Origin of the sequence: Sulfitobacter sp. W002 (assembly GCF_025142135.1) — a bacterium.
In the GTDB taxonomy this organism is placed as follows: domain Bacteria; phylum Pseudomonadota; class Alphaproteobacteria; order Rhodobacterales; family Rhodobacteraceae; genus Sulfitobacter; species Sulfitobacter profundi.
In genome coordinates, this window is sequence record NZ_CP081126.1 from 1,458,424 (window position 1) to 1,484,288 (window position 25,865).

General features: G+C 64.5%; 27 protein-coding genes, 2 tRNA genes and 1 riboswitch. Of the genes, 3 read left to right on the forward strand and 26 right to left on the reverse strand.

Annotated features, from left to right (window positions below; all coding sequences use genetic code 11):
* Positions 1–87 precede the first annotated feature (87 nt).
* The 5 genes from K3758_RS07190 to K3758_RS07210 form a co-directional block, all read right to left on the reverse strand.
* A complete protein-coding gene (locus K3758_RS07190) occupies positions 88–888 on the reverse strand; it encodes a lytic transglycosylase domain-containing protein (protein WP_259949272.1) in 801 nt (266 codons plus the stop codon).
* A gap of 96 nt (positions 889–984) precedes the next feature.
* A complete protein-coding gene (locus tag K3758_RS07195) occupies positions 985–1,215 on the reverse strand; it encodes a hypothetical protein (RefSeq protein ID WP_259949274.1) in 231 nt (76 codons plus the stop codon).
* An 83-nt stretch (positions 1,216–1,298) separates the two neighbouring features.
* Positions 1,299–1,889 (reverse strand): exopolysaccharide biosynthesis protein, encoded by a 591-nt coding sequence (locus tag K3758_RS07200; RefSeq protein WP_067625778.1) that lies wholly within the window; start codon positions 1,887–1,889, stop codon positions 1,299–1,301.
* A 140-nt stretch (positions 1,890–2,029) separates the two neighbouring features.
* Positions 2,030–3,436, reverse strand: a complete 1,407-nt coding sequence (gene glnA, locus K3758_RS07205) for a type I glutamate--ammonia ligase (RefSeq protein ID WP_067625776.1) — start codon at positions 3,434–3,436, stop codon at positions 2,030–2,032.
* Positions 3,437–3,485: 49 nt separating this feature from the next.
* Positions 3,486–3,824 (reverse strand): P-II family nitrogen regulator, encoded by a 339-nt coding sequence (locus K3758_RS07210; RefSeq protein ID WP_067266338.1) that lies wholly within the window; start codon positions 3,822–3,824, stop codon positions 3,486–3,488.
* A 210-nt stretch (positions 3,825–4,034) separates the two neighbouring features.
* Between K3758_RS07210 and K3758_RS07215 the strand changes: the two genes are divergently transcribed.
* Complete coding sequence (locus K3758_RS07215; protein WP_259949285.1) at positions 4,035–4,889, forward strand: NAD(P)H-hydrate dehydratase; 855 nt, start codon at positions 4,035–4,037, stop codon at positions 4,887–4,889.
* Here the strand turns inward: K3758_RS07215 and K3758_RS07220 are convergent.
* Complete coding sequence (locus tag K3758_RS07220) at positions 4,886–5,407, reverse strand: Hint domain-containing protein (protein WP_067625769.1); 522 nt, start codon at positions 5,405–5,407, stop codon at positions 4,886–4,888. The genes K3758_RS07215 and K3758_RS07220 overlap by 4 nt on opposite strands.
* A gap of 134 nt (positions 5,408–5,541) precedes the next feature.
* Between K3758_RS07220 and K3758_RS07225 the strand changes: the two genes are divergently transcribed.
* A tRNA-Leu gene (locus K3758_RS07225) sits at positions 5,542–5,625 on the forward strand.
* A gap of 50 nt (positions 5,626–5,675) precedes the next feature.
* Here the strand turns inward: K3758_RS07225 and K3758_RS07230 are convergent.
* The 7 genes from K3758_RS07230 to K3758_RS07260 form a co-directional block, all read right to left on the reverse strand.
* A complete protein-coding gene (locus K3758_RS07230; protein WP_259949286.1) occupies positions 5,676–6,605 on the reverse strand; it encodes an AEC family transporter in 930 nt (309 codons plus the stop codon).
* A 63-nt stretch (positions 6,606–6,668) separates the two neighbouring features.
* On the reverse strand, positions 6,669–7,478 hold the full coding sequence (locus tag K3758_RS07235; RefSeq protein ID WP_259949288.1) for an MBL fold metallo-hydrolase: 810 nt from the start codon (positions 7,476–7,478) through the stop codon (positions 6,669–6,671).
* Positions 7,478–8,284 carry a TatD family hydrolase gene (locus K3758_RS07240; protein WP_259949289.1) on the reverse strand — a complete coding sequence of 269 codons (807 nt, stop codon included), beginning with the start codon at positions 8,282–8,284 and terminating at the stop codon, positions 7,478–7,480. Before K3758_RS07240 ends, K3758_RS07235 begins: the two co-directional genes overlap by 1 nt.
* A 13-nt stretch (positions 8,285–8,297) precedes the next feature.
* Positions 8,298–9,410: a DNA polymerase III subunit delta' gene (locus K3758_RS07245; RefSeq protein WP_259949290.1), complete on the reverse strand. Its 1,113-nt coding sequence runs from the start codon at positions 9,408–9,410 to the stop codon at positions 8,298–8,300.
* A 47-nt stretch (positions 9,411–9,457) separates the two neighbouring features.
* Positions 9,458–10,102 carry a dTMP kinase gene (gene tmk, locus K3758_RS07250; RefSeq protein WP_259949291.1) on the reverse strand — a complete coding sequence of 215 codons (645 nt, stop codon included), beginning with the start codon at positions 10,100–10,102 and terminating at the stop codon, positions 9,458–9,460.
* Positions 10,099–11,289, reverse strand: a complete 1,191-nt coding sequence (locus K3758_RS07255; RefSeq protein ID WP_259949323.1) for a D-alanyl-D-alanine carboxypeptidase family protein — start codon at positions 11,287–11,289, stop codon at positions 10,099–10,101. Before K3758_RS07255 ends, tmk begins: the two co-directional genes overlap by 4 nt.
* Before the next feature lie 22 nt (positions 11,290–11,311).
* Positions 11,312–12,241: an SPOR domain-containing protein gene (locus tag K3758_RS07260; protein ID WP_259949325.1), complete on the reverse strand. Its 930-nt coding sequence runs from the start codon at positions 12,239–12,241 to the stop codon at positions 11,312–11,314.
* A gap of 247 nt (positions 12,242–12,488) precedes the next feature.
* On the opposite strand from K3758_RS07260, the gene K3758_RS07265 reads away from it, so the two are divergent.
* Positions 12,489–12,578: transfer RNA gene (locus K3758_RS07265), tRNA-Ser, on the forward strand.
* 22 nt (positions 12,579–12,600) lie between these two features.
* Here K3758_RS07265 and K3758_RS07270 read toward each other — a convergent pair.
* The 13 genes from K3758_RS07270 to K3758_RS07330 form a co-directional block, all read right to left on the reverse strand.
* Positions 12,601–13,353: an ABC transporter permease gene (locus K3758_RS07270; RefSeq protein WP_259949326.1), complete on the reverse strand. Its 753-nt coding sequence runs from the start codon at positions 13,351–13,353 to the stop codon at positions 12,601–12,603.
* On the reverse strand, positions 13,353–14,090 hold the full coding sequence (locus K3758_RS07275) for an ABC transporter ATP-binding protein (RefSeq protein ID WP_259949335.1): 738 nt from the start codon (positions 14,088–14,090) through the stop codon (positions 13,353–13,355). Before K3758_RS07275 ends, K3758_RS07270 begins: the two co-directional genes overlap by 1 nt.
* Positions 14,087–14,770, reverse strand: a complete 684-nt coding sequence (locus tag K3758_RS07280; protein ID WP_259949337.1) for a TenA family protein — start codon at positions 14,768–14,770, stop codon at positions 14,087–14,089. The genes K3758_RS07275 and K3758_RS07280 overlap by 4 nt, the downstream gene beginning before the upstream one ends.
* Positions 14,767–15,714 (reverse strand): ABC transporter substrate-binding protein, encoded by a 948-nt coding sequence (locus K3758_RS07285; RefSeq protein ID WP_259949340.1) that lies wholly within the window; start codon positions 15,712–15,714, stop codon positions 14,767–14,769. The genes K3758_RS07280 and K3758_RS07285 overlap by 4 nt, the downstream gene beginning before the upstream one ends.
* Before the next feature lie 36 nt (positions 15,715–15,750).
* The gene (locus tag K3758_RS07290) at positions 15,751–16,713 is read right to left on the reverse strand and encodes a HesA/MoeB/ThiF family protein (RefSeq protein ID WP_259949342.1); all 963 of its coding nucleotides are present in this window, start codon (positions 16,711–16,713) and stop codon (positions 15,751–15,753) included.
* On the reverse strand, positions 16,710–17,306 hold the full coding sequence (locus K3758_RS07295; protein WP_259949344.1) for a thiamine phosphate synthase: 597 nt from the start codon (positions 17,304–17,306) through the stop codon (positions 16,710–16,712). Before K3758_RS07295 ends, K3758_RS07290 begins: the two co-directional genes overlap by 4 nt.
* A complete protein-coding gene (locus K3758_RS07300; RefSeq protein ID WP_259949352.1) occupies positions 17,303–18,064 on the reverse strand; it encodes a thiazole synthase in 762 nt (253 codons plus the stop codon). The genes K3758_RS07295 and K3758_RS07300 overlap by 4 nt, the downstream gene beginning before the upstream one ends.
* Positions 18,065–18,067: 3 nt before the next feature.
* On the reverse strand, positions 18,068–18,265 hold the full coding sequence (gene thiS / locus K3758_RS07305) for a sulfur carrier protein ThiS (protein ID WP_259949354.1): 198 nt from the start codon (positions 18,263–18,265) through the stop codon (positions 18,068–18,070).
* Entirely contained in the window at positions 18,255–19,235 is a 981-nt protein-coding gene (locus K3758_RS07310) for an FAD-dependent oxidoreductase (RefSeq protein ID WP_259949356.1), read from the reverse strand. Before K3758_RS07310 ends, thiS begins: the two co-directional genes overlap by 11 nt.
* The gene (gene thiD, locus K3758_RS07315; RefSeq protein ID WP_259949358.1) at positions 19,228–20,031 is read right to left on the reverse strand and encodes a bifunctional hydroxymethylpyrimidine kinase/phosphomethylpyrimidine kinase; all 804 of its coding nucleotides are present in this window, start codon (positions 20,029–20,031) and stop codon (positions 19,228–19,230) included. The genes K3758_RS07310 and thiD overlap by 8 nt, the downstream gene beginning before the upstream one ends.
* A 66-nt stretch (positions 20,032–20,097) precedes the next feature.
* A riboswitch (TPP riboswitch) is annotated at positions 20,098–20,194 on the reverse strand.
* Positions 20,195–20,305: 111 nt separating this feature from the next.
* Complete coding sequence (locus K3758_RS07320) at positions 20,306–23,635, reverse strand: error-prone DNA polymerase (protein WP_259949361.1); 3,330 nt, start codon at positions 23,633–23,635, stop codon at positions 20,306–20,308.
* Positions 23,635–25,122, reverse strand: coding sequence for a DNA polymerase Y family protein (locus K3758_RS07325; protein ID WP_259950012.1), 1,488 nt, complete (start codon positions 25,120–25,122; stop codon positions 23,635–23,637). The genes K3758_RS07320 and K3758_RS07325 overlap by 1 nt, the downstream gene beginning before the upstream one ends.
* A complete protein-coding gene (locus K3758_RS07330) occupies positions 25,070–25,804 on the reverse strand; it encodes an ImuA family protein (RefSeq protein ID WP_259949364.1) in 735 nt (244 codons plus the stop codon). Before K3758_RS07330 ends, K3758_RS07325 begins: the two co-directional genes overlap by 53 nt.
* Positions 25,805–25,865: the final 61 nt, after the last annotated feature.

The following is a 25,865-nucleotide window of genomic DNA, read 5'->3' on the forward strand; positions in this document are numbered from 1 at the left end:
AACGGGCTCAGAGGTCCGCCGAGCCCACAAACGCAAGCGGCGCGCCCCAAGGGGACGCGCCGCGGCTCAACAAAGGTTAAGTGGTTCTTAGCCGTCGATGCGGCTGGCCATGATGGCGATGGCCTTTTGATAGACGCCCGCCGCGTTCCATGCCTGAATGACGCGGAAGTTCGGCTGCCCCTCCTGATAGCCAGCCCCCGGCTGCCAGCCTTTCTGGCGCAGGAAATTGGCGGTCGAAGCCAGCGCGTCGACTTCGTTATAGAAATCCACGCGACCGTCACCATTGCCATCGACACCATAGGTCAGCGCGTTGCCGGGCAGGAATTGGGTGTGGCCAAGCTCACCGTGTTTCGCGCCTTGGGTGTTGGGCGTGATCGCGCCGCGGTCCACCAGCTTCAGGGCACCGATGGCATGGGGCACGAAAAAGTCGGAGCGGCGGCAATCATAGGCCAGTGTGGTGATCGCCGAGACGACCGCGCTATTGCCCATGAAACCGCCAAAGCCCGTTTCCATCCCGTGAATCGCCAGCAAAACCCCCGCAGGCACGCCATAGCGTTGCTCAAGCGCATTATACAGCCCCGCATTGCGGGCTTTGCGCTTGCGGCCTTGGGCCACGATCGTATCCGCGCCACGCACCTGCATGAACTTGGACAGGGAATATTTAAAGGATTTCTGGTTCCGGTCAGCGGCGATGGTCCCATTGGCGTAGCGGGCGCTGGCCAAGGCATCCAGTCCGCGCTGGCCTACTCCGGTGGCGCGGGCCTCTTGGGCGAAAGCGCCTTTCCAGGCCTCAAAGCCATTGGCAGTATTGCCGCATTGGGCTGCCAATGCGGGCGCGGCCATAAAGGTGCAGATGGCCGCGGTGGTGGTGAAAAGTGATTTGAACATGAGTTTGACCCTCTGCGTCTGTGTGCCGATCAGAGGTTAGCCCGTCTGGACAACGGTTCAACTCAGTTGGTGAAGGAAAGGTAAAATCTTTGACCCTCAGCGCGGCAGCAGGGCGCGGACATATTCGATCGCGGTGCCAGCCCAGGCATTGACCTGTGGGGCGCTATCTTGGGCAAAACTCGCCCCGCCGAACAGCAAACCGAGAGTTACCAGAAACATCAGCCCTTTTCGGCTGCGTTTGGCGCGGCGGTGCTTGCCGTCCGCGCGTTTTGCGCGCTGTTCAATGCGGGTCAGCCGCTCGTTGAAGGTCGTCGTGGAAGTCGCCATCTTATCTGCTTCCTTTGCAGGGTCTTGTTAAAGATTGCTTAGGTCATGTGGCCCTTTTATGGCGATGGCGGGGCGGGCTGCGGTCAGCCGCCCAAAAAATAGGACGCGCCCGCAAATCCCGCGATACCCGCCCCGATGAAGGCCAGCAACATCAGCAGGCCGTCACGATAGAGCAGCGCCAGCCCGAAGATTGAGATCACGATCATCGGTGCCGAGGTGGCAAAGGGCACCACCTCCAGCGGCGGGACGGAGAAGCAAAGGCAGAGGATGACGACACAGGCAACCTTTTGACCGGTGGGGCCTGCAAAGCGGGACAGCCGGGCATGCAACTTGTCGTCGATCCATTCTGACACGGGCCGCAGCCACTCAACCGACTTTAACACCTTTTCGGATTTCAGAGATCGTTCGCGCAGCCAGTTCGGGGCCCAAAAATGCTCATAGCCCAGCAGCAGCCGCAACGCGAGGATGCCGACCAACAGCGCCAGAACGGTTGGGAAACCGGGAATGCCGCCCAAGGGGGTAAGCTCCATCAGCGGAATGACAGCAAGGGCAGGGCCGTAGCCCCGTTGGTCTAGCGCGTCGATCAATTGGCCGACTTCAACGGTGTCTTTCCCCTGGGAGGCGTCTTTCAGCTCGTCAACAACATCCGTCAGCGCCGTTGAATCCTCGGCCATGATCCGCACCCCTCTCTCGCTGCTCTGCCAAGCCAACGCGGCACGGGAGGCTCTGTTCCGGGGGGGGGGCCATGCAAAAGGGCGCGGAATGGTCCGCGCCCTTTCTAATTTCTCCAATCGCCCGGTAGGGCGGGGATGGATCAGCAGCTGTAGTACATGCCGAATTCGACGGGGTGTGGGGTCTGTTCGAATTTCAGAACCTCTTCCATCTTCAGCCCGATATAGCCTTCGATCTGGTCGCGGGTGAACACGTCACCGGCCAGCAGGTAGTCCATGTCCTTGGACAGTTCGTCCAGCGCTTCGCGCAGCGAACCGGCCACTGTCGGGATGTCCGCCAGCTCTTCTGCGGGCAGGTCATAGAGGTTCTTGTCCATCGCCTCACCCGGATCGATCTTGTTCTTGATGCCGTCAAGGCCAGCCATCAAGAGGGCCGAGAAGGCCAGATAGGGGTTCGCCGCCGGATCGGGGAAACGGGCCTCAACGCGCTTGGCTTTGGGGCTTTCGGTCCATGGGATACGCACGCAGCCCGACCGGTTGCGCGCAGAGTAGGCGCGCAGAACGGGGGCTTCAAAACCCGGGATCAGACGCTTGTAGCTGTTGGTCGTCGGGTTGGTGAAGGCGTTGAGCGATTTGGCGTGGGTCAGAATGCCGCCGATGAACCACAGCGCTTCTTGGCTGAGGTCGGCGTATTTGTCGCCCGCAAACAGCGGCTTGCCGTCTTTCCAGATCGACATGTTCACGTGCATACCAGAGCCGTTGTCGCCAAAGATCGGCTTGGGCATGAAGGTGGCCGACTTGCCATAGGCATGGGCCACGTTGTGGACCACGTATTTGTATTTCTGGATTTCGTCCGCTTGTTCGGTCAACTCACCAAAGATGAGACCCAGTTCGTGCTGGCAGGACGCAACTTCGTGGTGGTGCTTGTCGACCTTCATGCCAAGGCGCTTCATCGTCGAAAGCATCTCGGCGCGCAGGTCTTGGGCTTCGTCCACCGGGTTCACCGGGAAGTAGCCGCCCTTGAGGCCCGGGCGGTGGCCCATGTTGCCCATTTCATAATCGGTGTCGGAGTTCCACGAGCCGTCGGATGCGTCAACTTCGTAAGATACCTTGTTGATCTGGTTCGAAAACTTGACGTTGTCGAAAAGGAAGAACTCGGCCTCGGGGCCAAAGTAGGCATTGTCGCCGATGCCGGAGGAGCGCAGATAGGCTTCGGCTTTTTCGGCGGTGCCGCGGGGGTCACGCTCATAGCTTTCGCCGGTGTCTGGCTCGGCGATGGAGCAATGCAGACAGATCGTGGTTTCTGCATAGAAGGGGTCGACATAGGCGGTGCTGACGTCGGGCATCAGCTTCATGTCGGAGGCTTCGATGCTTTTCCAGCCTGCGATGGACGAGCCGTCGAACATGAAGCCTTCTTCGAGGAAATCTTCGTCGACCAGATCGCTCACGATGGTAACGTGCTGCAAGGCGCCGCGGGTGTCAGTGAAGCGGATGTCGACATATTCAATGCCTTCATCTTTGATTTTGCTCAGGAATTCCTGGGTATCCATCGTGTAGGTCCTTTATGGTCTATTCGTAGTCTGGGCCCGAAGGCCGATGTCAAAGTGCGTCTGAACCGGATTCACCGGTACGGATGCGAATTGTTTGTTCTACAGGGGAAACGAAGATTTTGCCGTCACCGATTTTCTCCGTTTTGGCGGCGTCGACGATGGCTTCAATAGCAGCATCGACCTGATCGTCATCCAATACCACTTCCACCTTCACTTTGGGAAGGAAATCTACAACATATTCCGCACCACGGTAGAGTTCGGTGTGGCCTTTTTGACGGCCGAAGCCTTTTACTTCAATCACGCTGAGGCCTTGTACGCCCACATCTTGAAGGGCTTCTTTGACTTCGTCGAGTTTGAACGGCTTGATGATGGCTTCGATCTTTTTCATGGTAATCCCCTGACAATTCCCGCGCATTTATGCTCTGGTTTCGACAGAGCATCCCGCCCGCGTAACGTCCAGCGCCGGGCAGGGGGTAACATGGCGCGGCGGATGCATTTGCCAAGGGGCGCTGAGAATTTGCGCACCTCGCCTAAAAAATAAGCATTCGTGAATCGGTCTCAGGCTGTACCTTTGGGCGGCAGTTGCTAGATCTCTTGCATGACCATTTCCGAGATCACCCGCGAGAGCCTTGATGTTGCACTGTTGCGCAAGCAGCCGGGGCATAAATACGACCACGGCCATGCGTTGATCCTGTCCGGCGGGCCGGGCCAGACGGGTGCCGCACGGATGGCGGCGCGCGCGGCACTGAGGATCGGCGCCGGGGCTGTGACATTGGGCGTGCCGCCAGCGGCGCAGCTTGAAACGGCGATGCAAGTCACGGCGATCATGCTGCAAAGGGTGCCGGATGGCGCGGCGTTGTCGGAGGCGTTGAAAGACAGCCGGATCAACGCGCTTTGTCTTGGTCCCGCCTTGGGATTGGGGGTGCGTGCGGCGGAGATGGTCAAGGCCGCCCTTGCCGCGCCCCAAGTTGTTCTGGACGCCGATGCGATCACCCTGCTGTCGCAAGACGCTGATCTGCGCGCCGCCCTCCACCCCGGCTGCGTTTTGACCCCCCATATGGGAGAGTTCGCCCGGCTGGCCCCCGATTTGGCGGAGGCCGCCAAGGCTAAGGGGCAGGGCGCCAAAGCGCAGGCCGCCCGGGATGCAGCCGCGCGGTTTGGGTGCGTGATCTTGCTGAAAGGGCCCGAGACGATCATCGCCACGCCAGAGGGGGATCTGCGGCGTCACCGTGCGACCCAAGACCGCGCGACACCGTGGTTGGCCACTGCGGGGGCGGGCGATGTGTTGGCGGGGCTTATTACCGGCCTGCTCGCGCGGGGGATCACACCGGTAGAGGCGGCCACCCTCGCCACATGGATGCATGCGCAGGCGGCGTTGCTGCACGGGCCGGGGCTGATCGCAGAGGATCTGCCGGACCTGATGCCACAGGTGTTGCGCGACTTGGGGGTCTAAGCGGCGTGCAGCACCGCGCCGCGGGCGCGGGCGGCATCGGCGGTGCCAAGCTCCAGCCCATCGGCATAGATGATATGCGGGCCGTTGCAGAAAATCTGGATCAACGTCGTCTCTTCCTCACCCAGATCGGTGATGAATTCCTCGTCGACCAATGCGCGCGCTGCGACCAATGCGCGTTCGGAGTTGAAAAGCGCCCGCGCGCGCCAATCACGCACCAGCAGCATCTGATCCCCGGCGAGCTGCACATCGCGTTCGGGCCGCGTGTGGCCCAGCGAACCTGCCGCCAGCGCGATGCGCCGCACCTTGCGGGTCGTGCGTTGAATATGGAGGATTTTGGCAAAGCCACTGTCGCGCGTGATGACCCGATCCCCGACCGAGAGGAACTCAACCGGGATTTCACCGTCCAACGTCAAAATAAGGGCGCCCTGCACAAGACCGGTGTCCAGCGCAGCAAATGGGGAAAACTGCCCCCCACGGCGATCGTTGTCGCCTACGCACCCGACCGTATTCGGTTTCATGGGCGTCTCTTTCTATTGTACCTGCCTCAGGTATCACCAACCATATGCAAACATCTGGTTAATGTCTTGTGCTTTTTTGCTCTCGCATCTGCCGCGCGGGTTTGCTAATCAGCGCGGGCACCGGTTGGTGCAGTGCGGGTGTGGCGGAATTGGTAGACGCACCAGATTTAGGTTCTGGCGCCTATGGCGTGGGGGTTCGAGTCCCTTCACCCGCACCACTTTCCCCTCTAAATGACGGATATTGCAGGCTTTTCGCGGACGCTTCCGTTCAACCCAGAACCGTCAACCAAAGCCATACCGTCAAGATCGAACTGCCCGTCGCGATCAGCACCGAGCTTGCCGCGACACGGCGCGCGCGGCCGTACATATTGGCGAAAATATAGGCGTTGAACCCCGGTGCCATGGCCGCCGTCAGCACGCCGGACCGAAATCCCGCCTGCGGCAGGTCAAACATGGTGCCAAAGCTCCAGACCAGCGCGGGATGTACCAAGAGGGCGATGGCGCAGACCATGAGGATCGCTTTCATGTCGCCTTCGGGCTTGTACTGCAGCAGCACGCCGCCAAGCGCAAAGAGGGCGGCAGGCAGAGCGGCGCGGACAATGAGCAACAGCGCGTCATCCACCACGCCGGGGATCGGCAAGCCGCTGAGGTTGACGGCAAATCCGCCAAGGATCGCAATCACCAGCGCGTTGCGGAACATCGCGCGGCTGACGTTGCGCAACAGCGACAGGCCCGATTGCCCGCGGTTGCGCACGAACTCCATCACCGTGATGCCCAAGCCATAGCAAAAGGGCGCGTGGAACGACAGGATCGCATAGTTCCCGGCCAGCGCCTCTGGCCCATAGGCGCGTTCAGTGATCGGTAGGCCCAAGAGGATCGAGTTCGAAAACAGGCAACAAAACCCGATCGCCACACTGTCCTCCCAATCGCGGCGAAAGAGCACCCGCGCGCCGAGGATGCCAAGCGCAAAGCACAGCGCCGCGCCGCCGTAAAAACTGCTCAGAAGACGCGGGTCATAGCTGCTGGAAAGATCAATGCGGGCAATGGCTTGGAACAACAGGCAGGGGATGGCGAAGTTCTGGGTGAATTTCATCACCCCGTCGATGCCAGAGACGGAAAACAGCCCGCGCCAGACCGCCACGTAACCAAAGCCGATGACCAGAAAGACCGGCAGAATAACGTCTAAAAGAGTTTGCACTTGAAAGGGGCCTTTTGGGGGCTCGCCGGGGGCGCCGACCCTCTGGCCTGCGCCCGGCGCCGCCTAGTCTGAATGAGGAAGGGGGAAATGAAGGGTCAGCCCGTCGTAGGCCGGTTGAATATGATCCGGCGTCTCTGCGGCGACGGTGTGGTAATCAAGATCGTTGTGCATATTGGTCAGAACGGCGGTTTGTGGCGCCACGCGGGCGATCCACTCCAGCGTCTGTGCCAAATGGCTATGGGTCGGATGCGGGTCACGGCGCAGCGCATCGACGATCCAGCAGCGCAGGTTGTCCATCATCGGCCAGCAGGCCTCGGGAATGGCCGATACATCGGGCAGATAGACGATATCGTCAAAGCGAAAGCCAAGCGCGTCGATATTGCCGTGGGTCACGGTAAAGGGCGCGAATTTCAGCGTGCCGCCGGGGCCGTCGATGCGGACCTCGCCGGTGATGTCATGCATGTCGAGGATTGGCGGATAACTCGACCATTCGGGCTGCACGAAAGCATAGCCAAAGCGCTCGATCAGCGCGTCCCGCGTGGGCGCATCGGCCCAGACCGGCAGCCGCGCGCGCATGTTCATCACCACCATGCGCAGGTCATCCAGCCCGTGCACGTGGTCCGCATGGGCGTGGGTGTAGATCACCGCATCAAGCCGTCCGACGCCCGCGTCGAGAAGTTGGCTGCGCATGTCGGGGGAGGTGTCGATCAGCACGGTGGTGGTGCCCGCATCCGTCACCCGCTCCACAAGGATCGAGCAGCGGCGGCGGGCGTTTTTGGGCTCGTTCGGGTCGCAGTCCCCCCAGTGGCCGCCGATCCGCGGCACGCCCCCGGAAGAGCCGCTGCCCAATATGGTCACCCGCAGCTCAGCCATCAGCGCACGGGCTCCCAAGCGGCGGCTTTCGCAAAGAGACGCTCGAAATTCTCCTGCGTGCGGGCCGCGAAATCGGCGTAGTCGAGGCCGAAGGTCTCTGCCGCGCGGCGGGCGGTATGGGCGGTGAAGGCAGGCTCATTCGGTTTGCCGCGATGGGGGGGCGGCGCGAGGTAGGGCGCGTCAGTTTCCACCAAGATACGGTCGAGCGGGGCTTGGCTGAAGATATCGCGCAGATCCTGCGATTTGGGAAAAGCGGTGATGCCGGACATCGATAGGTAAAATCCGAGGTCCAGCGCCGCGCGGGCCAGTTCAGCCGAGGAGGAGAAGCAATGCATGACACAGGTATAGGCACCTTGCGCGTGTTCCTCGCGCAGGATGCGGGCCATGTCGTCATCCGCATCGCGGGCGTGGATGATTAACGGCAGGCCACTTTCCCGCGCTGCGGCGATATGGATCCGCAGGGAGGTCTTTTGCACCTCCGCACTCTCGGCGGTGTAGTGGTAATCAAGGCCGGTCTCACCGATGCCGACCATCTTGGGGTGGCGGGTCAGGGCGAGCAACTCCTCGACCGAGGTGAGCGGTTCTTCGGCAGCGGACATCGGGTGGGTGCCAGCGGCGTAGAACACCGGATCATGCGCCTCGGCAATGGCGCGCACGGCGGGCTCATTCTTTAGCCGGGTGCAGATGGTGACCATGCGCGTGACGCCCGCCTCTGTGGCGCGGGCGATGACGGCGGGCAGGTCTTCTTGCAGGCTCTCGAAGTCGAGGTGGCAATGGCTGTCGGTGATGTGGGGCGTGTCGGTCATGCTGTCCTTTCGGCTATCGCGGCGCCGTCTGGCCTATCTGCCGCAGGGTATCTAGGACCAGCGCGGCAGGGTCAAGGTTCACCGCCAGCCCATGGCGGGCGCGGTCGGATATCTGTTGCGCGGCATCGGCCCAAGCGCGGCCCTGTGCGGGGCTGGGCGAGAGGCGTTGCAGCACGGCGATCTCATCGGGGCAGGCGGCTCGCGCAGGCGGCGCACCGGTGGCCCCGGTGCGCGCCAGACGGACCAACAGCAGATCGAGCAGGGTAAAAAGTAGGTCGAGCTTGGCCTCGGCCCCGCGCTGTGCTGCGGCTTCGGCCAGTTTGATGGCGCGGCCCCGGTCGAGTTGCGGCAGCGAAGAGATCAGCCCCACAAGATCGGCATAGGTCTTGACCCCGCCCATCAGCGACAGGCGCAGCGCGCCGCCGACCGACCCACCGGAAAGCTCGGCCAGCGCTCCGGGGTCGCCTTCGACCTCCACCCCCGAGCCGGCCAGCGCCTCGGCCATCTGGTCCGCGTCGAGCGTGCCAAGCCGCAGCGTACGGCAGCGCGAGCGGATGGTGGGCAGCAGGCTGGAGGGTTGGTGGCTCAGCAGCAGCAGGATCGCCCGCTCTGGCGGTTCTTCCAGCATCTTGAGCAAGGCATTGGCGGCGTTGGGGTTCATCTCATCCGCGTCGTCGATGATTACGACACGGCGGCCCCCGTCGGCGGCGGACATCTGGAAGAACCCGTTTAACGCGCGGATGTCATCGACGACGATTTGCTTGCGCATCTTCTTGGTGTCGGGGTTCAGCGTGCGGGTGACGGATTTCAGCCCCGCTTCGGCCCCGGCGGCCACGCGGCGGGCGACAGGATGCTCAGGGTCGATCTCAAGCGTGTCGGCCGGGGGCAGGTCGAACATGCCGCCATCCAGGTCGGGCGTGGCCAAAAGGAACCGCGCGATGCGCCATGCCAGCGTCGCTTTGCCGACGCCGCGCGGGCCGGTCAGCATCCAAGCGTGGTGCAATTTGCCACTGTTAAAGGCGTCGAGAAAGGCGGCCTCGGCTGCGCTTTGGCCGATCAGTTTCGGCGTGTCGCGCGGGTGGCGGGCACCTTCCACACGGTCTGGCTGGGGGGCGTCGTCTGTCATGGTCTCGGTCTAGCATGTTTCGCCGCAGAGGGAAGCGGGCAGGGCGATCAGCCCAAGTGGGCGGTCACGGTCGCGGTCACGTCACGGGCCACGCTGTCCATGTCGCGGCCCCCGTCGATCACTTGGAAACGGTCGCTGAATTCTTCGGCAAGGCTCAGAAAGCCCGCGCGCATCTTGGCTTGGAGTTCCACGCCGAAATCCTCAAACCGCTCCTCCGCCGTCTGGCGCGAGAGGGCACGCTCCAGACCATTGGCCGGGTCCATGTCGATCAGCAGGGTCAGGTCAGGCTCAACGCCGATCATCAGCGCATGCAGATCGTCCACCATCTGCCGCAGATCACCGCGCGACAGGCCCTGATACATCCGCGTGCTGTCAGCGAAACGGTCGCAGATCACCACTTTTCCGGCGTCCAGCGCCGGGCGAATGGTCCGCTCCAGATGGTCGCGGCGGGCGGCGGTAAAAAGCAGGATTTCGGTCTGCGCCGACCAGCGGTCGGGATCGCCTTGCAACACCAGCGCGCGGATTTCCTCGGCCCCCGGGCTGCCGCCCGGTTCGCGGGTTAGCACCACGTCGTGGCCCTGCGCTGTCAGATGGTCTGCCAAACGCCGCGCTTGGGTGGATTTGCCGGAGCCGTCGATGCCTTCGAACGTCACGAAGAGGCCCGGCGCGCGGGCCTTTTCTGCGCTGGTCACGAAGCTTCCGCTTCCACGTCAGGGGTCGCCTGCGGCCCCGCGTTAAGCCGGTTCATCAGATGCAGCGCGGCGGCGGTCATTTTAACCATGAACCCCCCCGGCGCGATGGATGCGGAGGCCACCAGCGGGACGCGCATGGCGGGCAATTCGCCCCGGTCGACCACCAGTTCACCCAATTCGTCACCCTTGCTGATCGGCGCTTGGAACGGGCCGGTATAGATCACCTCGGCTTCAATCTCATCCCCGCCGGTGACGGGCACCAGCATCGATAGATCGTCCTTCAGCTCGAGCCCGACCGATTGGGTCGTGCCAAGGGCCACAGGCGCCTCGGCGATGCGGCTGCCCGCCGCGCCCAGATCGCGCTGTGTGAACTGACGGAAGGCCCAGTTGACCACCGATTCAGCCTCCTGCGCGCGGGCAGCGGCGCTGTCGAGACCCGACAGCACAAAGATCACCCGGCGGTCGCCCTGTTTGGCCGAACCGACGAGACCATAGCCCGCTTCGCTGGTGTGGCCCGTCTTCAGACCGTCCGCGCCGATGCCGAGACCCAAAAGCGGGTTGCGGTTGGTCTTGTTCTGCGGCGCACGGCCATCAAAAGCAAACTCACGCTCGGCAAAGAGCGGGTAGAACTGCGGGTAATCCGTGATGATGCGGTTGGCCAGCAACCCAAGGTCACGCACCGACATCAGATGCCCCGCCTGCGGCCAGCCGTTGGAGTTGGCGAAGGTGGAATTGGTCATCCCCATCTGCTGCGCGCGCTGTGTCATCAGCCGGGCAAAGCCGTATTCCGTGCCATCGGGGCTCAGCGCTTCGGCGATCACGGCGGAGGCGTCGTTGCCCGAGAGCACGATGATGCCCCGGATCAGGTCTTCGACAGAGACGCGGTCGGTGGTGTCGAGAAACATGGTCGAGCCGCCATAGGACATGGCATGTTCAGACACGGGCAGTTTTTCGACAAGGTCGAGCCCGCCGTTCTGCTTGCCGCGTTCCACGGCCTCAAAGGCCATGTAGAGCGTCATCAGTTTGGACATCGACGCAGGCGGCAGCGGCTCATCCGCGTTTTTGGCCAACAGCACGGTGCCGGTGGTCTGGTCCAGCACATAGGCGGCAGTGGCGCGGGTGTCGAAGGCGGCGGCAGGCTGGAGTGTCAGCACCAGCGCCACGGCGGCAGCAAAAAGGCGGATCATAGGAAGCATTTCCTCCGGTTTGTCAGTTCGACACGGCGTAGGCGTCGGTAAAGCCCTCGGCCTTGACCTTTTTAAGAAGGGTGTCGAGTTCGGATTGGCTTGTGGCGGGGCCGATGACCACGCGCCAGAAGGGTTTGTTGTTGATCGCGCTTTGCTTGACGGTGGGCACCATGCCCGCGCCGCGCATCTGTTTGGCGGTGCGGGTGGCATTGGCCTCAACGCTGAAGATGCCCAGTTGCACGAAGGGTTTGGACAGTTTGGCACCGCTCGCCGTTCGCGCCGGTTTCGGGGCCGCGGCGACTGGCGGTTTGGCCGCCGGGGTGGTGTTGGCTGTGGCGGTGGACGTTGAATTGGCCACCGTGCTGGCCGCCGTACTGGCCGACGCGGTCGCGGCAGGCTCCAACGCCGTGGCCGTCACGGGGGCAGGGGCGGCAAGCGTGCCAGCGGCATCGCCGGTGTTTTCCGCCTCAAAGCTCTCCTCAGAGGCGGCGCTTTCCTCGCGGCGCAGGGCGGTCACGTTCAGCGGGGCCGGGGCGCCCGCCAGAATGCCAAGTGCTGCGGCAGCGTCCGAGGAAATCTGCAACTTCGGGCCGGGCAGTTCCCGCTCACGGCGAAACAGCGCGCCAATCACGAATTTGCCGTTGGCCTCATTGCGCACGATCACGCGCTCAGGCTCGGTCACATCTGGATGCGCGACCCAGACCCCGCCAAGCGAAGGGCGCCCGTCCCACAGACCCTCATCCGTGGCCGAGAACACTTCAGGCGCTTCGACATCGCGCTCGACCAGTTTGGTCGAGGTGCTGCGCGGGGCGCTGGCGCCCTCATTCGCGCCGAAGGGAAGTTTGAAATCGCCGCCTTCACAGCCAGCCAGCAAACCAAGCGCCAGAATGCCCACGCCCAAGCCCGCTGCGCGGCTTTTCTTGATGCGCAACGGTTGATTGTCCCTGCTCATGCCTTTGATGTCCTTGCCTGCTGTCGTCGCGCGCCGCGACCCATGTCCCGCGAGAATGTCGCGCCGTTGGATCGGCACGCCCTTCGCCCCCCTGAAAGGGGCTTTGGCGCAGAGTAACCCGACCGAGCGGCCCTTGAAAAGACCGCGCAGGGCAGATCGGCGAATTTCCCCAAGGGGCAGCAGGGGTCTGGCCGCGAAAATGTGCATTTGCCGAATCAATCTGGGCGCACTAGGAGGAGCGTGCTGCGGAGGAGTGGCAGAGTGGTCGAATGCACCGGTCTTGAAAACCGGCGTGCGTGAGAGCGTACCGTGGGTTCGAATCCCACCTCCTCCGCCACCATGCCCCAGATCGCAGCCCCTTACAGATAAAACCGCCGTGCCGCCCAGCGGGCCAGTGCTTCGACCGCGGTCCACAGCAGCAAGGACAGCGCCGCCAGCACGATCAACGCCGCGAACATCAGAGCGGTCTGGCCGCGGCCATTGGCCATCAGCATCAGATGGCCCAATCCGCGGGAGGAACCGACCCATTCGCCGATCAGCACGGCGAGGGGGCCGTAAACCACCGCGAGACGCAGGCCCGAGATCAGGCCGGGCACCGCATGGGGCAGGCGCAGCAGCAGCGTTTCGCGCCAACGGCTGGCGCCAGAGAGACGCGACAAATCGCTCAGGCCCGTCGGCAGCGCCATCAGCCGGTCAAAGAGAGCAGAGGCAATGGGGAAATAGGTGACAAGCGCGATGGTGACGATTTTGGACGGCATGCCGTAGCCAAGCCAGAGGGTGATGACCGGGGCGAGGGCGAAGACAGGCACGGCTTGGGCCACCACCAGCATCGGGCGTAGCAGCCAGCGCGCGCGGCGCGAAAGGGTCAGCAGCAGCGCTGTCTCAATGCCCAGAAAAATCCCCACACCCAACCCAAGTGCCAGATTCCCCGCCGACCACAGCGCATTCTGCCACAGCAGGGCGGCATTCGCGCCCAGCGCCTGCACGACAAGCCATGGCCCCGGCAGGATGAAACGCGGCACCCCGCTGAGGGTGACCACGAGCTGCCAAATCGCCAAAGCAAGCGCAAAGCATACCGCGCCGCGCCATAGTCTATGCCCCACATGCGCCATCAGGCGACCTGCGCGGGTGCGGCCAGCCCCATCCGGCGGAGGAGATCGGCTTGGGCTGCGAGGGTCTCAGGCGCGTCGATCTCGCGCGGTGGACGCGCTTCGGGCAGGCTGCAGGGGGTGATCCCTTGGCGGCTCACGACCCACGCATGATCGGCCAGCCGTAGGGCTTCGGCAGGGTCATGGGTAATCAGCACGACAGTCCGCCCGCAAAGCAGCCGCGCCGCCAAATCTTGCATTTTAAGGCGGGTCACCACGTCGAGGGCAGAGAAGGGTTCATCCAGCAGGACAACGGGGCGATCTGCGTAGAGGGTGCGCGCAAGGGCGACGCGCTGGCGCTGACCGGCGGAAAGCTCGGCGGGTTTGCGGCCCCCTTCGGCGGCGAGGCCCACTTCGGCCAAAAGCGCAGTGGCGCGGTCAGGAACCGCGCGCTCTCCACGCAGGCGGGCGGGGATGGTGACATTTTCCATGGTGCTCGCCCATGGCAGCAACTGGTCATCCTGCGCCATCATCGCGACACGGGGCGCGAGGGGCCGATCGTCATCGGCTGCGATGCGCCCGTTTAGACGGGCGGCAGAGGGCAGGCCCGCCAGAAGGCGCAACAGCGACGTTTTCCCAACGCCGGACGGGCCGAGCAGCACGTTCCATTGCCCAGCCCTGAGGGTGACATCGAACCCGTCGATCAACGGGGCAGCGGCCCCCTGCAGCGCGCCTGATAAATGAATTTCAGGCGCTGTCATGGTGCGGCGGGCGCAAGCGCCATGCCCCAGAAACCGACTTCAAGCCGGGTCGCGGTATTGAAACGCTCTTTTAGGGTTTTGGCGCGTGGCAGTGTTTTCCAATCCGCGCCCAGACGCCGCCGCAATGCGCCGTCGATCAAAGCGCCAACATCCCGGCAAAGCGCTTGGTAATCTTCGCCGCCATAGACGGCGCACCAATCGGCATAGGGGCCATCATTGCCCCGAAGGCTCAGCCCAATCTCACCATAGCCCAACACACAGGGCGCAAGCGCGGCCATCAGATCAAGGAAATCACCGGAATAGCCCGCCTCTAACACATAGCGTGTATAGGCGAGGTTGCCCGGTGCCTCTGCCGTGGCTTCAAGCGTGGCGCGGTCGATGCCTTGGCGCGCACAGGTTTCCACATGCAGTGGCATCTCTACGTGAACAAGCGCATGGACCGTAGCACTGGCTGCGGCCATCTCATCCAGCGTTTCCGCCTTGGCTGCGGCCAGCGCCCATGCGCGGGCGAAGTGGATCAGAAAGACATAGTCCTGCCGTAGATAGTGCAGATAGCTGGCCTGTGGCAGCGTCCCCGCGCGCAGCTCTTCGACAAAGGCATGGCGGGTGTAGTCCCGCCACGCCTCTCCGGCCCCGCTGCGCCATGCGGCAAAGGCATCGCCGTAGTCGGGTGCCGTCATGGCTTGGCCTGCGCGGTGACATCGACCACCAGATCAGCGGCGGGAATCACGGTCTCGACCACACCGCTTTCCTGCATGAAAGCCTCGAACCGGTCGTAGCGCCCGTGATCCACGGCGGCGGGGCGGGTGGCGAAACGCGGCCATGTGTCTTCCCATGCGCGGGTGTTCAGCTCGTTGCGCAACTCGGCATCGGAGGCAAAAAAGGTCTCGCCGCTGGCAGCCGGATCGTTGACGATATCGGCCGCGGCACGTTCGGTGGCGCGCAGGAAGCGCGCGATCATCTCGCGGTCCATATCCTCGGCATGGGCGACATAGATCAGCTCGTCATAGGCGGGCACGCCTTCGGCCTCGGGATAAAAGCAACGGCCTTCATGGCCTTCGATCTGCATCTGGTTCAACTCGAAATTGCGGAACGCGCCGATCACGCCGTCGACCTGACCCGACATGAGCGCGGGCGAGATCGACCAGCCAATGTTGATCTGCTCAACCTCAGAGGGGGCCAGACCATGGTGGTTCAGCATCGCGTCCAGCAGCATCTCTTGCACGCCTGCCACGGCGAAACCCACTTTCCGGCCCTTGAGGTCTGCCATCTCTTTGACCGGCCCGTCGGCGCGCACCACGAGGCAGCTCAGCGGGGTCTCGACCAAGGTGCCCACGCGGCGCAGGTCCAACCCTTCGCGCTGGGCCAGATGCAGTTCTGGCTGGTAGGAGACCGCCAGATCGACCCGGCCTGCCGCCACCATGCGCGGCGGATCGTTCGGGTCAGCGGGAGAGATCAGTTCCACCTCCAGACCCGCATCGGTGAAATAGCCCTTTTCCTCGGCCAGAATGATCGGCCCGTGGTCGGGGTTGATGAACCAATCCAGCATGACGGTCATCTTGTCTTGGGCCAAGGCCGGTGCGGCGATCAATGTCAGGGCGAGGGGGGTAAGGATGTGTTTCACGAAAGGCTCCATTGTGTGGTTTTGTTCAAGAAAGGGTCAGGCACCGGGCAGGGCCAGCAGGGCGATTTCTCCCGGCCAGCGCGCGCGGAGGGTGTTTGCCGCGTGATGCGCGCGCAGGCCGGTGCGGCAGGCGAGCACGATGCGCGGTGTGGGGTCGGGCAACGGCAAGTCGGGCAGCGCCTCAGGGGGGACATGGCGCGCTTGGGCTGAGAAGGGCGCGGGCGCTTCGGCGCGCAGGTCGATGACCATATCGCGTGGGGCGATCTGGCTCTCGGCGATGAAGCGCACGTGCGACGCAGGTTCGGGCGCGCTGTCAAAGCGAAAGCCCGACATCCGCCATCGTGCGGCGTCCCAGATCATCAGCTGCCCGAGCGGAGAGGGTGATAGCCCCAGCAGCACCGACAGCGCCATCTGCGCCTGCGCCGCGCCGATCATTCCCACAACGGGCCCCAAAACGCCCGACGTGGCACAGGTGGCCGCCGTCTGCGGCAAATCAGGGAAAACGGCGCGGAGAGAGGGGGCAGGCCCACAAAAGCCGCCAACATAGCCCGACATCCCAAGCGCCGAAGCCGAGATCAGCGGCTTGCCTTGCGCCAAGGCCAGATCCGAAAGCGTCAGGCTGGCGGCGAAAGTGTCCGCGCAGTCGAGGGCAATATCGCATTCCGCCAGCAATCCGGGGGCGTTGGCGGGGGTGAGCCATTCGGCACGCGGGGTGAGCGTCACCTCCGGGTTCAGCGCCGCCATCGCGTCGGCCGCGGCGGTGACCTTGGGCCTTCGGATATCGCCCATCCGGTAGAGCGGTTGGCGGTGCAGGTTGCTCTCGGCCACCACATCGCCATCGACCAGCGTGATGCGCCCCACACCGGCCCCGACGAGGTATTGCAGCACTGGCACCGCCAGTGCCCCGGCGCCGACGACGAGCACATGCGCGGCAGCAAGCCGTTCCTGACCCTCGGCACCGACCTGCGGCAGAATGGTCTGCCGGGCGTAGCGGCTCATGCCGTCACCTTGAGCCATTCGCGCATCCGCGCGTCGGGGTCGGCGTCCAGTGTGATATCCGTGACCGCCGCCACCGTGTCGGCCCCGGCGGCAAAGGCCCCCGGCGCACGGGCGACCGACATGCCGCCAATAGCGCAAAGCGGGATGTCTCCGATCCGCGCCTTCCATTCGGTCAGCCGGTCGAGGCCCTGTTCGGTCCATTTCATCTTTTTCAGAATGGTCGGATAGACGGGACCAAGGGCGATGTAATCGGGGGAGAGGGCCAGCGCGCGGTCAAGCTCGGCGTGGTCGTGGGTGGAGATGCCCAGTTTCAGTCCCGCGCGCCGGATCGCGGGGATGTCGGCTGTGTCCAGATCCTCTTGACCCAGATGCAGCCAATCGGCCCCCAGTTCAATCGCCAGTTCCCAATGGTCATTCACCACCAACTGCGCGCCATGCTGGCGGCAGAGGTCGAGCGTAGTGGTGATCTCTTGGCGCAGCAGGTCATGCGGTGCGTCTTTGATGCGCAGCTGCACCAGTTTCACGCCCAAGGGCACCGCCCGCGCAACCCATGCAGCACTGTCGAAAACGGGATAAAAACGCGGCAGGGTCATAGCCAAGCCTTTCCGATCACGGGGGTGGAGGGCACCGCCATATCGCGCTGGCCCATCGGGCCGGAGGCGGCGGCAAGCGCGCCCGCGCGGCAGGCCAGCGCAAAGGCCTCGGCCATGGCAGCGGGGTCGCGGGCTTCGGCGACGGCGGTGTTGAGGAGCACCGCGTCGAACCCCATCTCAAGCGCCTGCGCGGCATGGCTGGGCAGGCCAAGGCCCGCATCGATCACCATCGCCACCTCCGGAAATGCCGCCCGTAGACTGCGCAGCCCGTGCAGATTGTTCAGCCCCAGCCCCGACCCAATCGGCGCGCCCCAAGGCATCAGCACCCGGCAGCCCGCATCGACCAGCCGCCCGGCCAGCACCTGATCTTCGGTGGTGTAGGGAAAGACCTCGAACCCATCGGCGCAAAGCGCCTCGGCGGCCTCAACCAAGCCGAAGGGGTCAGGCTGCAGGGTGTCGGCATGGCCGATAACCTCAAGCTTGATCCAATTGGTCCCGAAATACTCCCGCGCCATCTGTGCCGTGGTGATCGCCTCACGCGCCGAATGGCAACCGGCGGTGTTGGGCAGCAGATGCGCGCCAAGTCCGCGCACCATGTCCCAAAACGCCTGACCCGCGCCCTGTTCGCGGCGCAGCGAAACGGTTGCCACCGGGGCGGCACTTTGGCGAAAGGCGGCTTCCATCACCGCGGGCGAGGGGTAGCGCGCGGTGCCCAGCATCAGCGGCAGGGACAGAGAAACGCCGTAAAAGTCGCGCATCGCTTAGCCCCCCTGCATGGCGCTGAGCACTTCAAGCCGGTCGCCATCGCTGAGCCTCGTCGCACCCCGCGCGCCTGCGGGGACAAAATTGCCGTTGAGTGCGGTGGCGACCTTGGCTTCGCCCCAGCCAAGCTCCACCAAGGCCGCGTTAAGCTGCGTGGCTGTGACCTCGCGCGCCTCGCCGTTCACTTCAATTTTCACGGAATAATTCCCCCGTTGTCGCTGTTGCAAGAAAGGCTGCGGCCTGTTCTGCCAAGGCCGGTGCCATAAGAAATCCGTGCCGAAACAGCCCGTTAAGATGCAGCACCGCGCCGCGTTGCACGATGCCGGGAAGGTTGTCGGCAAAGGCGGGGCGCAGGTCGGCGCCCATCTCGATGATCTCCCCTTCGGCAAAGCGCGGGTCGAGCGCATAGGCCGCCGAGAGCAGTTCCAGCGCCGAGCGCGCGGTCATTTGGGCCCGGCTGGCGCTTTCGATCTGGGTCGCGCCCAGCATGTAAATTCCGTTCCCACGCGGCACCACATAGAGCGGGTGGCGCGGGTGCAGCAGGCGGATCGGGCGGGTGAGGGTGATCTCAGGCGCGCGCAGCAAGATCATCTCGCCGCGCACCGCCCGCAGGCCGGGCAGGTCGGCGCTGGCGGCCATGCCACGGCAGTCGATCACCGGGCCTGCGACCTTGGATGGGGTGAGGGGCGTGGGCTCGACCTTCACCCCATGGGCGGCGAGCGTTTGGGTCAGATCATGCAGGGCTTGGCGCGGGTTCAGGTGCGCTTCCTCCTCAAAGAACAGCCCGCGCCGATGACGCCCGGTAAGCTCGGGCTCGAGCGCCGCGATGGCCTCGGCGTCACGTGGGGTGTGGCCTTCGGTCCGGTCGGCGAACCGTTGGATCTCAGCGCGGTCACGTTCCGGGGCGATGACCAGTGTGCCCCTGTGGGTGACCTCGGTGACCTCAGACCAGAGCGCCGCGGCACGCCGCCCGTGGGTCACCACCGCAGGCTCGCTCAGCGCGCCTTCGCAGAAGGGGGCCAACATACCGCCCGCCCACCACGAACAGCCATGCGGCCCGGGCGTGCCTTTGCGGTCGACCAACAGGGGCCGCAGCCCCTGCGCCAGACAGGCCCGCGCTGCCCAAAGCCCCGCAACCCCTGCGCCGATGATGGTGACGTCACTCATGGGGCCAAACCGCGTGGAAATGATGCACCGGGCCATGGCCACGGCCGATGTTGAGGGTGTCGCCAGCGGCAATGGCGCGTTGCAGATAGGCATGCGCAGCCTGCACGGCCTGCGGCAACGTCTGCCCCCGCGCCAGCCCTGCGGCGATGGCGGCGGAAAGGGTGCAGCCGGTGCCGTGGGTGTTGGCGGTGTGCTGGCGGGGCGCGGAAAGGCGCAGGGTTTCATCCGCGGTGATCAGCAGATCGACGCAGGTCTCCCCCTTGCCATGCCCGCCCTTCATCAGCACCGCGCCGGGACCGGCCGAGAGCAGGGCGCGGCCCTGTTCCAGCATGGCGGCCTCATTGGTGGCTTCCGGCCTGTCCAGCAGCCGTGCGGCCTCGGGCAGGTTCGGGGTCAGCACATGGGCCAAGGGCAGCATCCGGTCACGCAGTGTCGCCACCGCCTCGGCAGAGAGCAGCGCATCGCCGGATTTTGCCACCATCACCGGGTCGAGCACCACAGGCGCGGCGCAGCCCGCAAGCCCCTCGGCCACGGCGGTGATCGTCTCAGGATCGCCCAACATGCCGATTTTCACTGCGCCAATCGCCAGATCATCGAAGACTGCCGTCATCTGCGCCCGGATCATCGCGGGAGAGATCATCTCGACCCCGGTCACCGCGCGGGTGTTCTGGGCTGTCACGGCGGTGAGCACGCTGGCCCCGTAAACGCCAAGCGCGCTGAAGGTCTTCAGATCGGCCTGAATCCCCGCCCCGCCGCCGCTGTCGGACCCCGCAATCGTTAGTGCTTGAAACGCCATTTGGCCCCCATGTGTTAGATGGGCCAAGGGCGTGTGGATACGGGATAAACGACGGGCCGCATGGGGCCGATGCTTGGTTCCGTTCCCTACGCCGGTACGACCCGGATCAGGTTCGATGGGTCGGTTTTTACCTCTCAGCCTTGCGGCACCCCAACGGATTGCGGGCAGGCTAGCGAGGCGGGCTGGCAGGGTCAACTGGTGATGGTTAATTTATGAGTTGTCGTTCTGTATCAACTATTTGCGAGTCACACTTCATCAAATACATGAAGATTCGTTAATGAAAATCCCGCGACTTCGGGATCACACGCGCGTCGCGCGGATGGCTATGCATCGCCACCTGACCGGGCAGCGGATGGGTCGGGTGATCACCCCGCGTGGTGATGCCGGGCATCGGTGCGTCCGACAGCGATGCAAGCCTGTCAGAGCGGTCCTCAAGCCGGTCGGCCACCACATGGATCACCCGCCCGTCGGTCTGCACGCGCCCTTCGACCACCAGCAGCCGCGCGGCCATGATCGTGGGGCGGTAAAGCTTGAACATATTGGGCCAGATCACGAGGTTCGCCACGCCGCATTCATCCTCCAGCGTGATGAAACAGACCCCCTTGGCGCTGCCCGGCTTTTGCCGCACCAGCACCAGCCCCGCGAGCTTGACCCGCCGCCCATGCCCCATCCGCGCCAGATCGCGGGCCGAAGAAAACCCCTGCGCGGCGAGGCTGGAGCGGTAGAAGGACATCGGATGCGCCTTCAGCGACAGGCGCAGCGTTTGGTAATCGGCCACGACCTGTTCGGCCTTCGGCATCACCGGCAAGGCGACCTCCGGCTCCGGCCCCTGAGCCGCGGCCTCCGCATGGTCGAAGATCGGCAAGGCGGGCGCGTCGCGCAGCCCTTGCGCCTGCCACAGCGCCTGACGCCGGTTGATCCCCATGCTGCGCATCGTGTCGGCGGCGGCCAATTGTCGGATCGCCTTGGCGTTGAGGCCGGCGCGGCTCTTGAGGTCTTCGACATCCACAAAAGGCGTCTCGCGCCGGTCCATGATCCGCGCGCCTGCTTTCTCTTGCAACCCATCCACCATCCGCAGCCCCAAGCGCAGGGCAAAGCCGTCGCCACAAGGCTCCAGCGTGCAGTTCCAGTCGGAGTAATTCACATCGACCGCGCGCACCTCGACCTGATGTTCCCGCGCATCTCGCACGATCTGCGCCGGGGCATAAAATCCCATTGGTTGTGAGTTCAGCAGCGCGCAGGCAAAGGCCGCGGGGTAGTGGCATTTCATCCAACTTGAGACATAGACCAGCTTGGCAAAACTCGCGGCATGGCTTTCGGGAAAGCCGTATTCGCCAAAGCCCTTGATCTGGTCGAAACAGCGCTGCGCGAAGACCGGATCGTAGCCGCGTTTGGTCATCCGGCCCACCATCTTGTCCTGCAGCTTCTCGATCGTCCCACGTGAGCGGAAGGTGGCCATGGCCTTGCGCAACTCATTGGCCTCGGCGGGCGAGAAGCGCGCCGCGTCGATGGAGATCTTCATCGCCTGTTCCTGAAAGATCGGCACGCCCAATGTTCGGCTGAGAATGCTGAACAATTCGTCCTGCGGATAGGCCGGGCCGGGGGCGGGATAGACGACGCTCTCCATCCCCTGACGACGGCGCAGGTAGGGGTGGACCATATCGCCTTGGATCGGGCCGGGGCGGACGATGGCGACTTCGATCACCAGATCATAGAAGACGCGGGGGCGCAGTTTTGGCAGCATGGCCATCTGCGCGCGGCTTTCCACCTGAAACACCCCGAGGCTGTCGCCCCGGCAGAGCATGTCGTAGGTGGGTCGCCCGGTGGCGTCGTCCTCGTGATCCTCCACCGGGACGGTGGCCAGTTCCAGCGGGCGGTCGTAATGCGCCTCGATCAGGTCGAAACATTTGGCGATACAGGTGAGCATGCCGAGGGCGAGGATATCGACCTTGAAGATTTGCAACGCATCGATGTCGTCCTTGTCCCATTCGATGAAACTGCGCTCGGGCATGGCGCCGTTGCCGATGGGGACGATCTCGGTCAGGGGGCGCTCGGTCAGGATGAAGCCGCCGACGTGCTGGGACAGGTGGCGCGGCATGCCGATCATCTGTTTGGCCAGCGTCAACACCATGCGCAGATAGGGGTCCGAGAGGTCCAGCCCCGCCTCGCGGGCGCGGTCATCGTCCATCTGGCCCTCGAAACTGCCCCAGATCGTGCCCGCAAGCTTTGAGGTCACGTCTTCGCTGAGCCCCATGGCCTTGCCGACCTCGCGGATGGCCGAGCGTGGGCGGTAGTGGATCACCGTGGCGCAAAGCCCGGCGCGGTGGCGGCCATATTTGCCGTACATGTATTGGATGACCTCTTCGCGCCGCTCATGCTCGAAATCCACGTCGATGTCGGGCGGCTCGTCGCGTTCCTCGGATAGGAACCGCTCGAACAGCAGGTTGTGCACCGCCGGGTCGACCGAGGTGATGCCGAGGCAGAAACAGACCGCCGAATTGGCCGCCGAGCCGCGCCCTTGGCAGAGGATCGGCGGCTCAGCTTCCTCGCGGGCAAAGCGCACGATGTCGTAGATGGTGAGGAAATAGCGGGCGATCTTTTTGGCGGAGATGAGCGCGAATTCCTTTTCGATGGTCTTTTCTACCCCCTCGGGCACGCCTTGCGGGTAGCGCCGCGCCGCGCCCTCCCATGTCAGCCGCGCCAATTCCTCCATCGGGCTGCGGCCTTCGGGGACGATCTCATGTGGGTATTCGTAGGCCAGATCGGTGAGGCGAAAGGTGATCCTGTCCGCCAGCCGTCGCGTCTCGGCGATGGCATGGGGCCAGTCGGCGAAGAGGCGCAGCATCGCCTCGGGCGATTTCAGGTGCCGTTCGGCATTAGCGGCCAAGAGATAGCCCGCTTTCGGCACAATCACGCCCTCGCGGATCGCCACCATCACATCCTGCAAGGGCCGCCGGTGGCGCGCGTGGTAGAGCACATCGTTGGTGGCCAAAATCCTCAGCCCATGGGCGCGGGCCAGCGCATCGAGCCGGTTGATCCGCGCCCGGTCATCGCCACGGTAGAGGAAACTGGCCCCGATATGCCGCATGTCCGGCAGTGCTTTCACCAGACGCGGCAGGCCAGCGGCAAAGACGTCAAGGTTCTCGGGCGGCATGACGATCAGATGCAGCCCTTCGGCGTGTTGGCTCAGCATCTCCAGCGTCAGATGGGTCTCACCCTTTTGCTGCCATTCGCCGTCCACCGATTGCATCTTGCCCGCCGACAGCAGCGTCGAGAGCCGCGCATAAGCGGCGCGGTCTTGCGGATAGGCCAGCAGTTCGGTCCCACAAAGCAGCACCAGACGCGCGCCGATCAGGGGGCGGATATGGGCCTTTTCCGCCTCCACATGCAGCCGCACCACGCCCGCCAGCGTGTTGTGGTCAGCGATGCCGAGGCTGTCATATCCGTGGTGATAGGCCATCTCGATCAGGTCCACGGCGTCCGAGGCCGCGCGCAGGAAGGAAAAGCAACTGGCCAGCCCAAACTCCACGTACTCCGCCCGCGGCGGGTCGGCAAAACCGTCTTCGCCCAAGGTGCGGCGCTTATGTCCTTCCTGCTCGGGCATCAGGCAAAGAGCCCATGCAAAAACCAGCGCGGCTCGGCCCCGCGACCGTCATAGATCACCCCCTCGCGGTAGAGCCAGAAACGCTGGCCGCCCTGGACCTCGACTTTGTAGTAATCGCGCAACCGGGTGCCGGGGCGGTCGCGCCACCATTCCGGCGCGATGCGTTCCGGCCCGGTGTGGCGCGTGGTTTTATAGGTGACGCGCCGCCAGTTGAACTGCGAGGGCGGGCCTTCGGGCACGGCATAGATCACGCGCACCTCTTCGGCGGGGGTCAGCAGACGCAGCGGGCGGTCGCGCAGCAAGGCGGGCGCGGCGGTGGGCGTGCCGTGCAGGGCGTCGACACGTTGCTCCACCCGTTCGGGCTTATGGGTCTCGCGCCACTGCGGCCAGTTGACCTTGTCCGCGCCCAGCTTCGCGGCGAGCCGGTCGAGCAGCCCGGCCACATCCGCCGAAGGGTCGCGTTTGCCGTCGAGGTGGTCTTGCATCAGCGGCAGCGGTTCGCTGGTCAGCGCCTCCAACGTCAGCAGGTCAAAGCCAAAGCCGCTGTCGATGTTTTCCAGTTTGCCGTCGAACAGCCTGCGCAGATGCGCGGGGTCACGGCTGGCCCGCGCCGTGGCGACCCCAAGCGCGCGCCAATCGCCGTCGATGCGGTAGATGGTCAGGCGCAGCCGCCGCGCGCCAAGCTCGGCGCGGGCCAGAAGGGTGCAGAGGTCATCCACCAGCGCGGGCAGATGCGGGGCGGGGTCGAGCACCGGCTCAGGCAGGCGGCTGCGGGTTATGAAATGGCGATGATCCGGCGGGGCGTTCAACGGGTCGGGGGCCTTGCCGAGGGCCTTGTCGAGCAGGATCAGCGGGTTGCGATCGGGCTTGAGGCTGGCAAAGCGCCGCATCAGCGCGGCGCGGGGCAAGTCGCTCAGCGCGCCGATGGTCTTGAGGCCAAGCCGGTCCAAGAGCCGTGTGGTCTGCGCATCCAGCCGCAGGGCGGCGACGGGCAGGGGGGCGAGGGCGGTGGCCACGTCCTCAGCCCCGCAGATCTGCGCGCCGGAGCCGAAGCGTGCCAGTGCCTGCGCGGCACCGGGAGTGGGGGCCATGGCGACCCGCGCGGTCAGCCCCTGTAGCGCAAAACGGCTGCGGAGGTCGCGCAGCATGGCGACCTCTCCGCCGAACAGATGGGTGCAGCCGGTCACGTCCAGCAGCAGGCCATGGTCCTGATCCCGCGCCGTCCAAGGGCACCAGCGCCGCGCCCAATGCACCAGCCGTTGGATCAGCGCCTCATCGCCCTCCAGATCGGCGGGCTCCACATGCAGATCGGGGTGGATGGCTTGTACATCGACCACCCGCGCGCCCGCCTCGATTCCGCGCATCGTGGCGGCAGCGCTCAGCCCATGGACCACCGGCCCATGGGTTCCGTCGCGCGACAGGACGACGGGCACCTCATCCCCCGGAACGCTGCGGTATTGGGCGATCACCCGGCGCCACCGCTCCATCGTCAGCATAGGGAACCAGACGGAGACGATCCGCGGCGCGGGGGCTTTGGCCTTTGTCGGGGTCATGGGCAGCCACCCAACGTCCCGGCGCATGGCCACGCGCGCGAAACAGCTCTAAATCCCAGCGGGCCGCGCCGGGGGCCTGCGCATCGTATGGATGGGCCTGTGAGGGCAGCGAGGAAATGCGCCAACGCATGCGCGCCGCACTCAAGCCCCCGGGATCGCCGCTGCGAATGAGATAAAGCGGCACGTTTGAGGCCTCGGCCCGAAGCGAGAGCCGTTTGGTGGCGGTGAAATCCAGCACTTCCGGGCCGCCGTGCACCTCGCCGATCACGGCAGAAAGCCCCGCACAGGCGGCCCCTTCCTCCATCGTCCAAAGCACGTCGCGCGGATGGCTGGCCGTGACCAGCAGCACCGGTTGCTCCAGCCCGAAACCGCGCAGGCTGGGCGTATAGGGCGCCCCATTCTCGCGCCGCGACAAAAAGTCCTGCACCCAAAGTACCGGCCCCTTGCCACGCGGCAGCAGCGACAGCACGAAGGCACTGGCCGGGGCCGTGGCAAAAGCCCCCGGAAAGACATCCGTCAGCGGCGCGTGTGCGGCCAGAACCCCCGGTTCGGGGGGTGTCGACGGCAGCCGCCGCGGCAGGGTAAGGACCTGCCCATATGTAGAATCGGTTGTCATGCACGACTCCATATGTTCACATTTTGTTCTGGTTATAAATCATCAATTGCGGTGCTGTCAA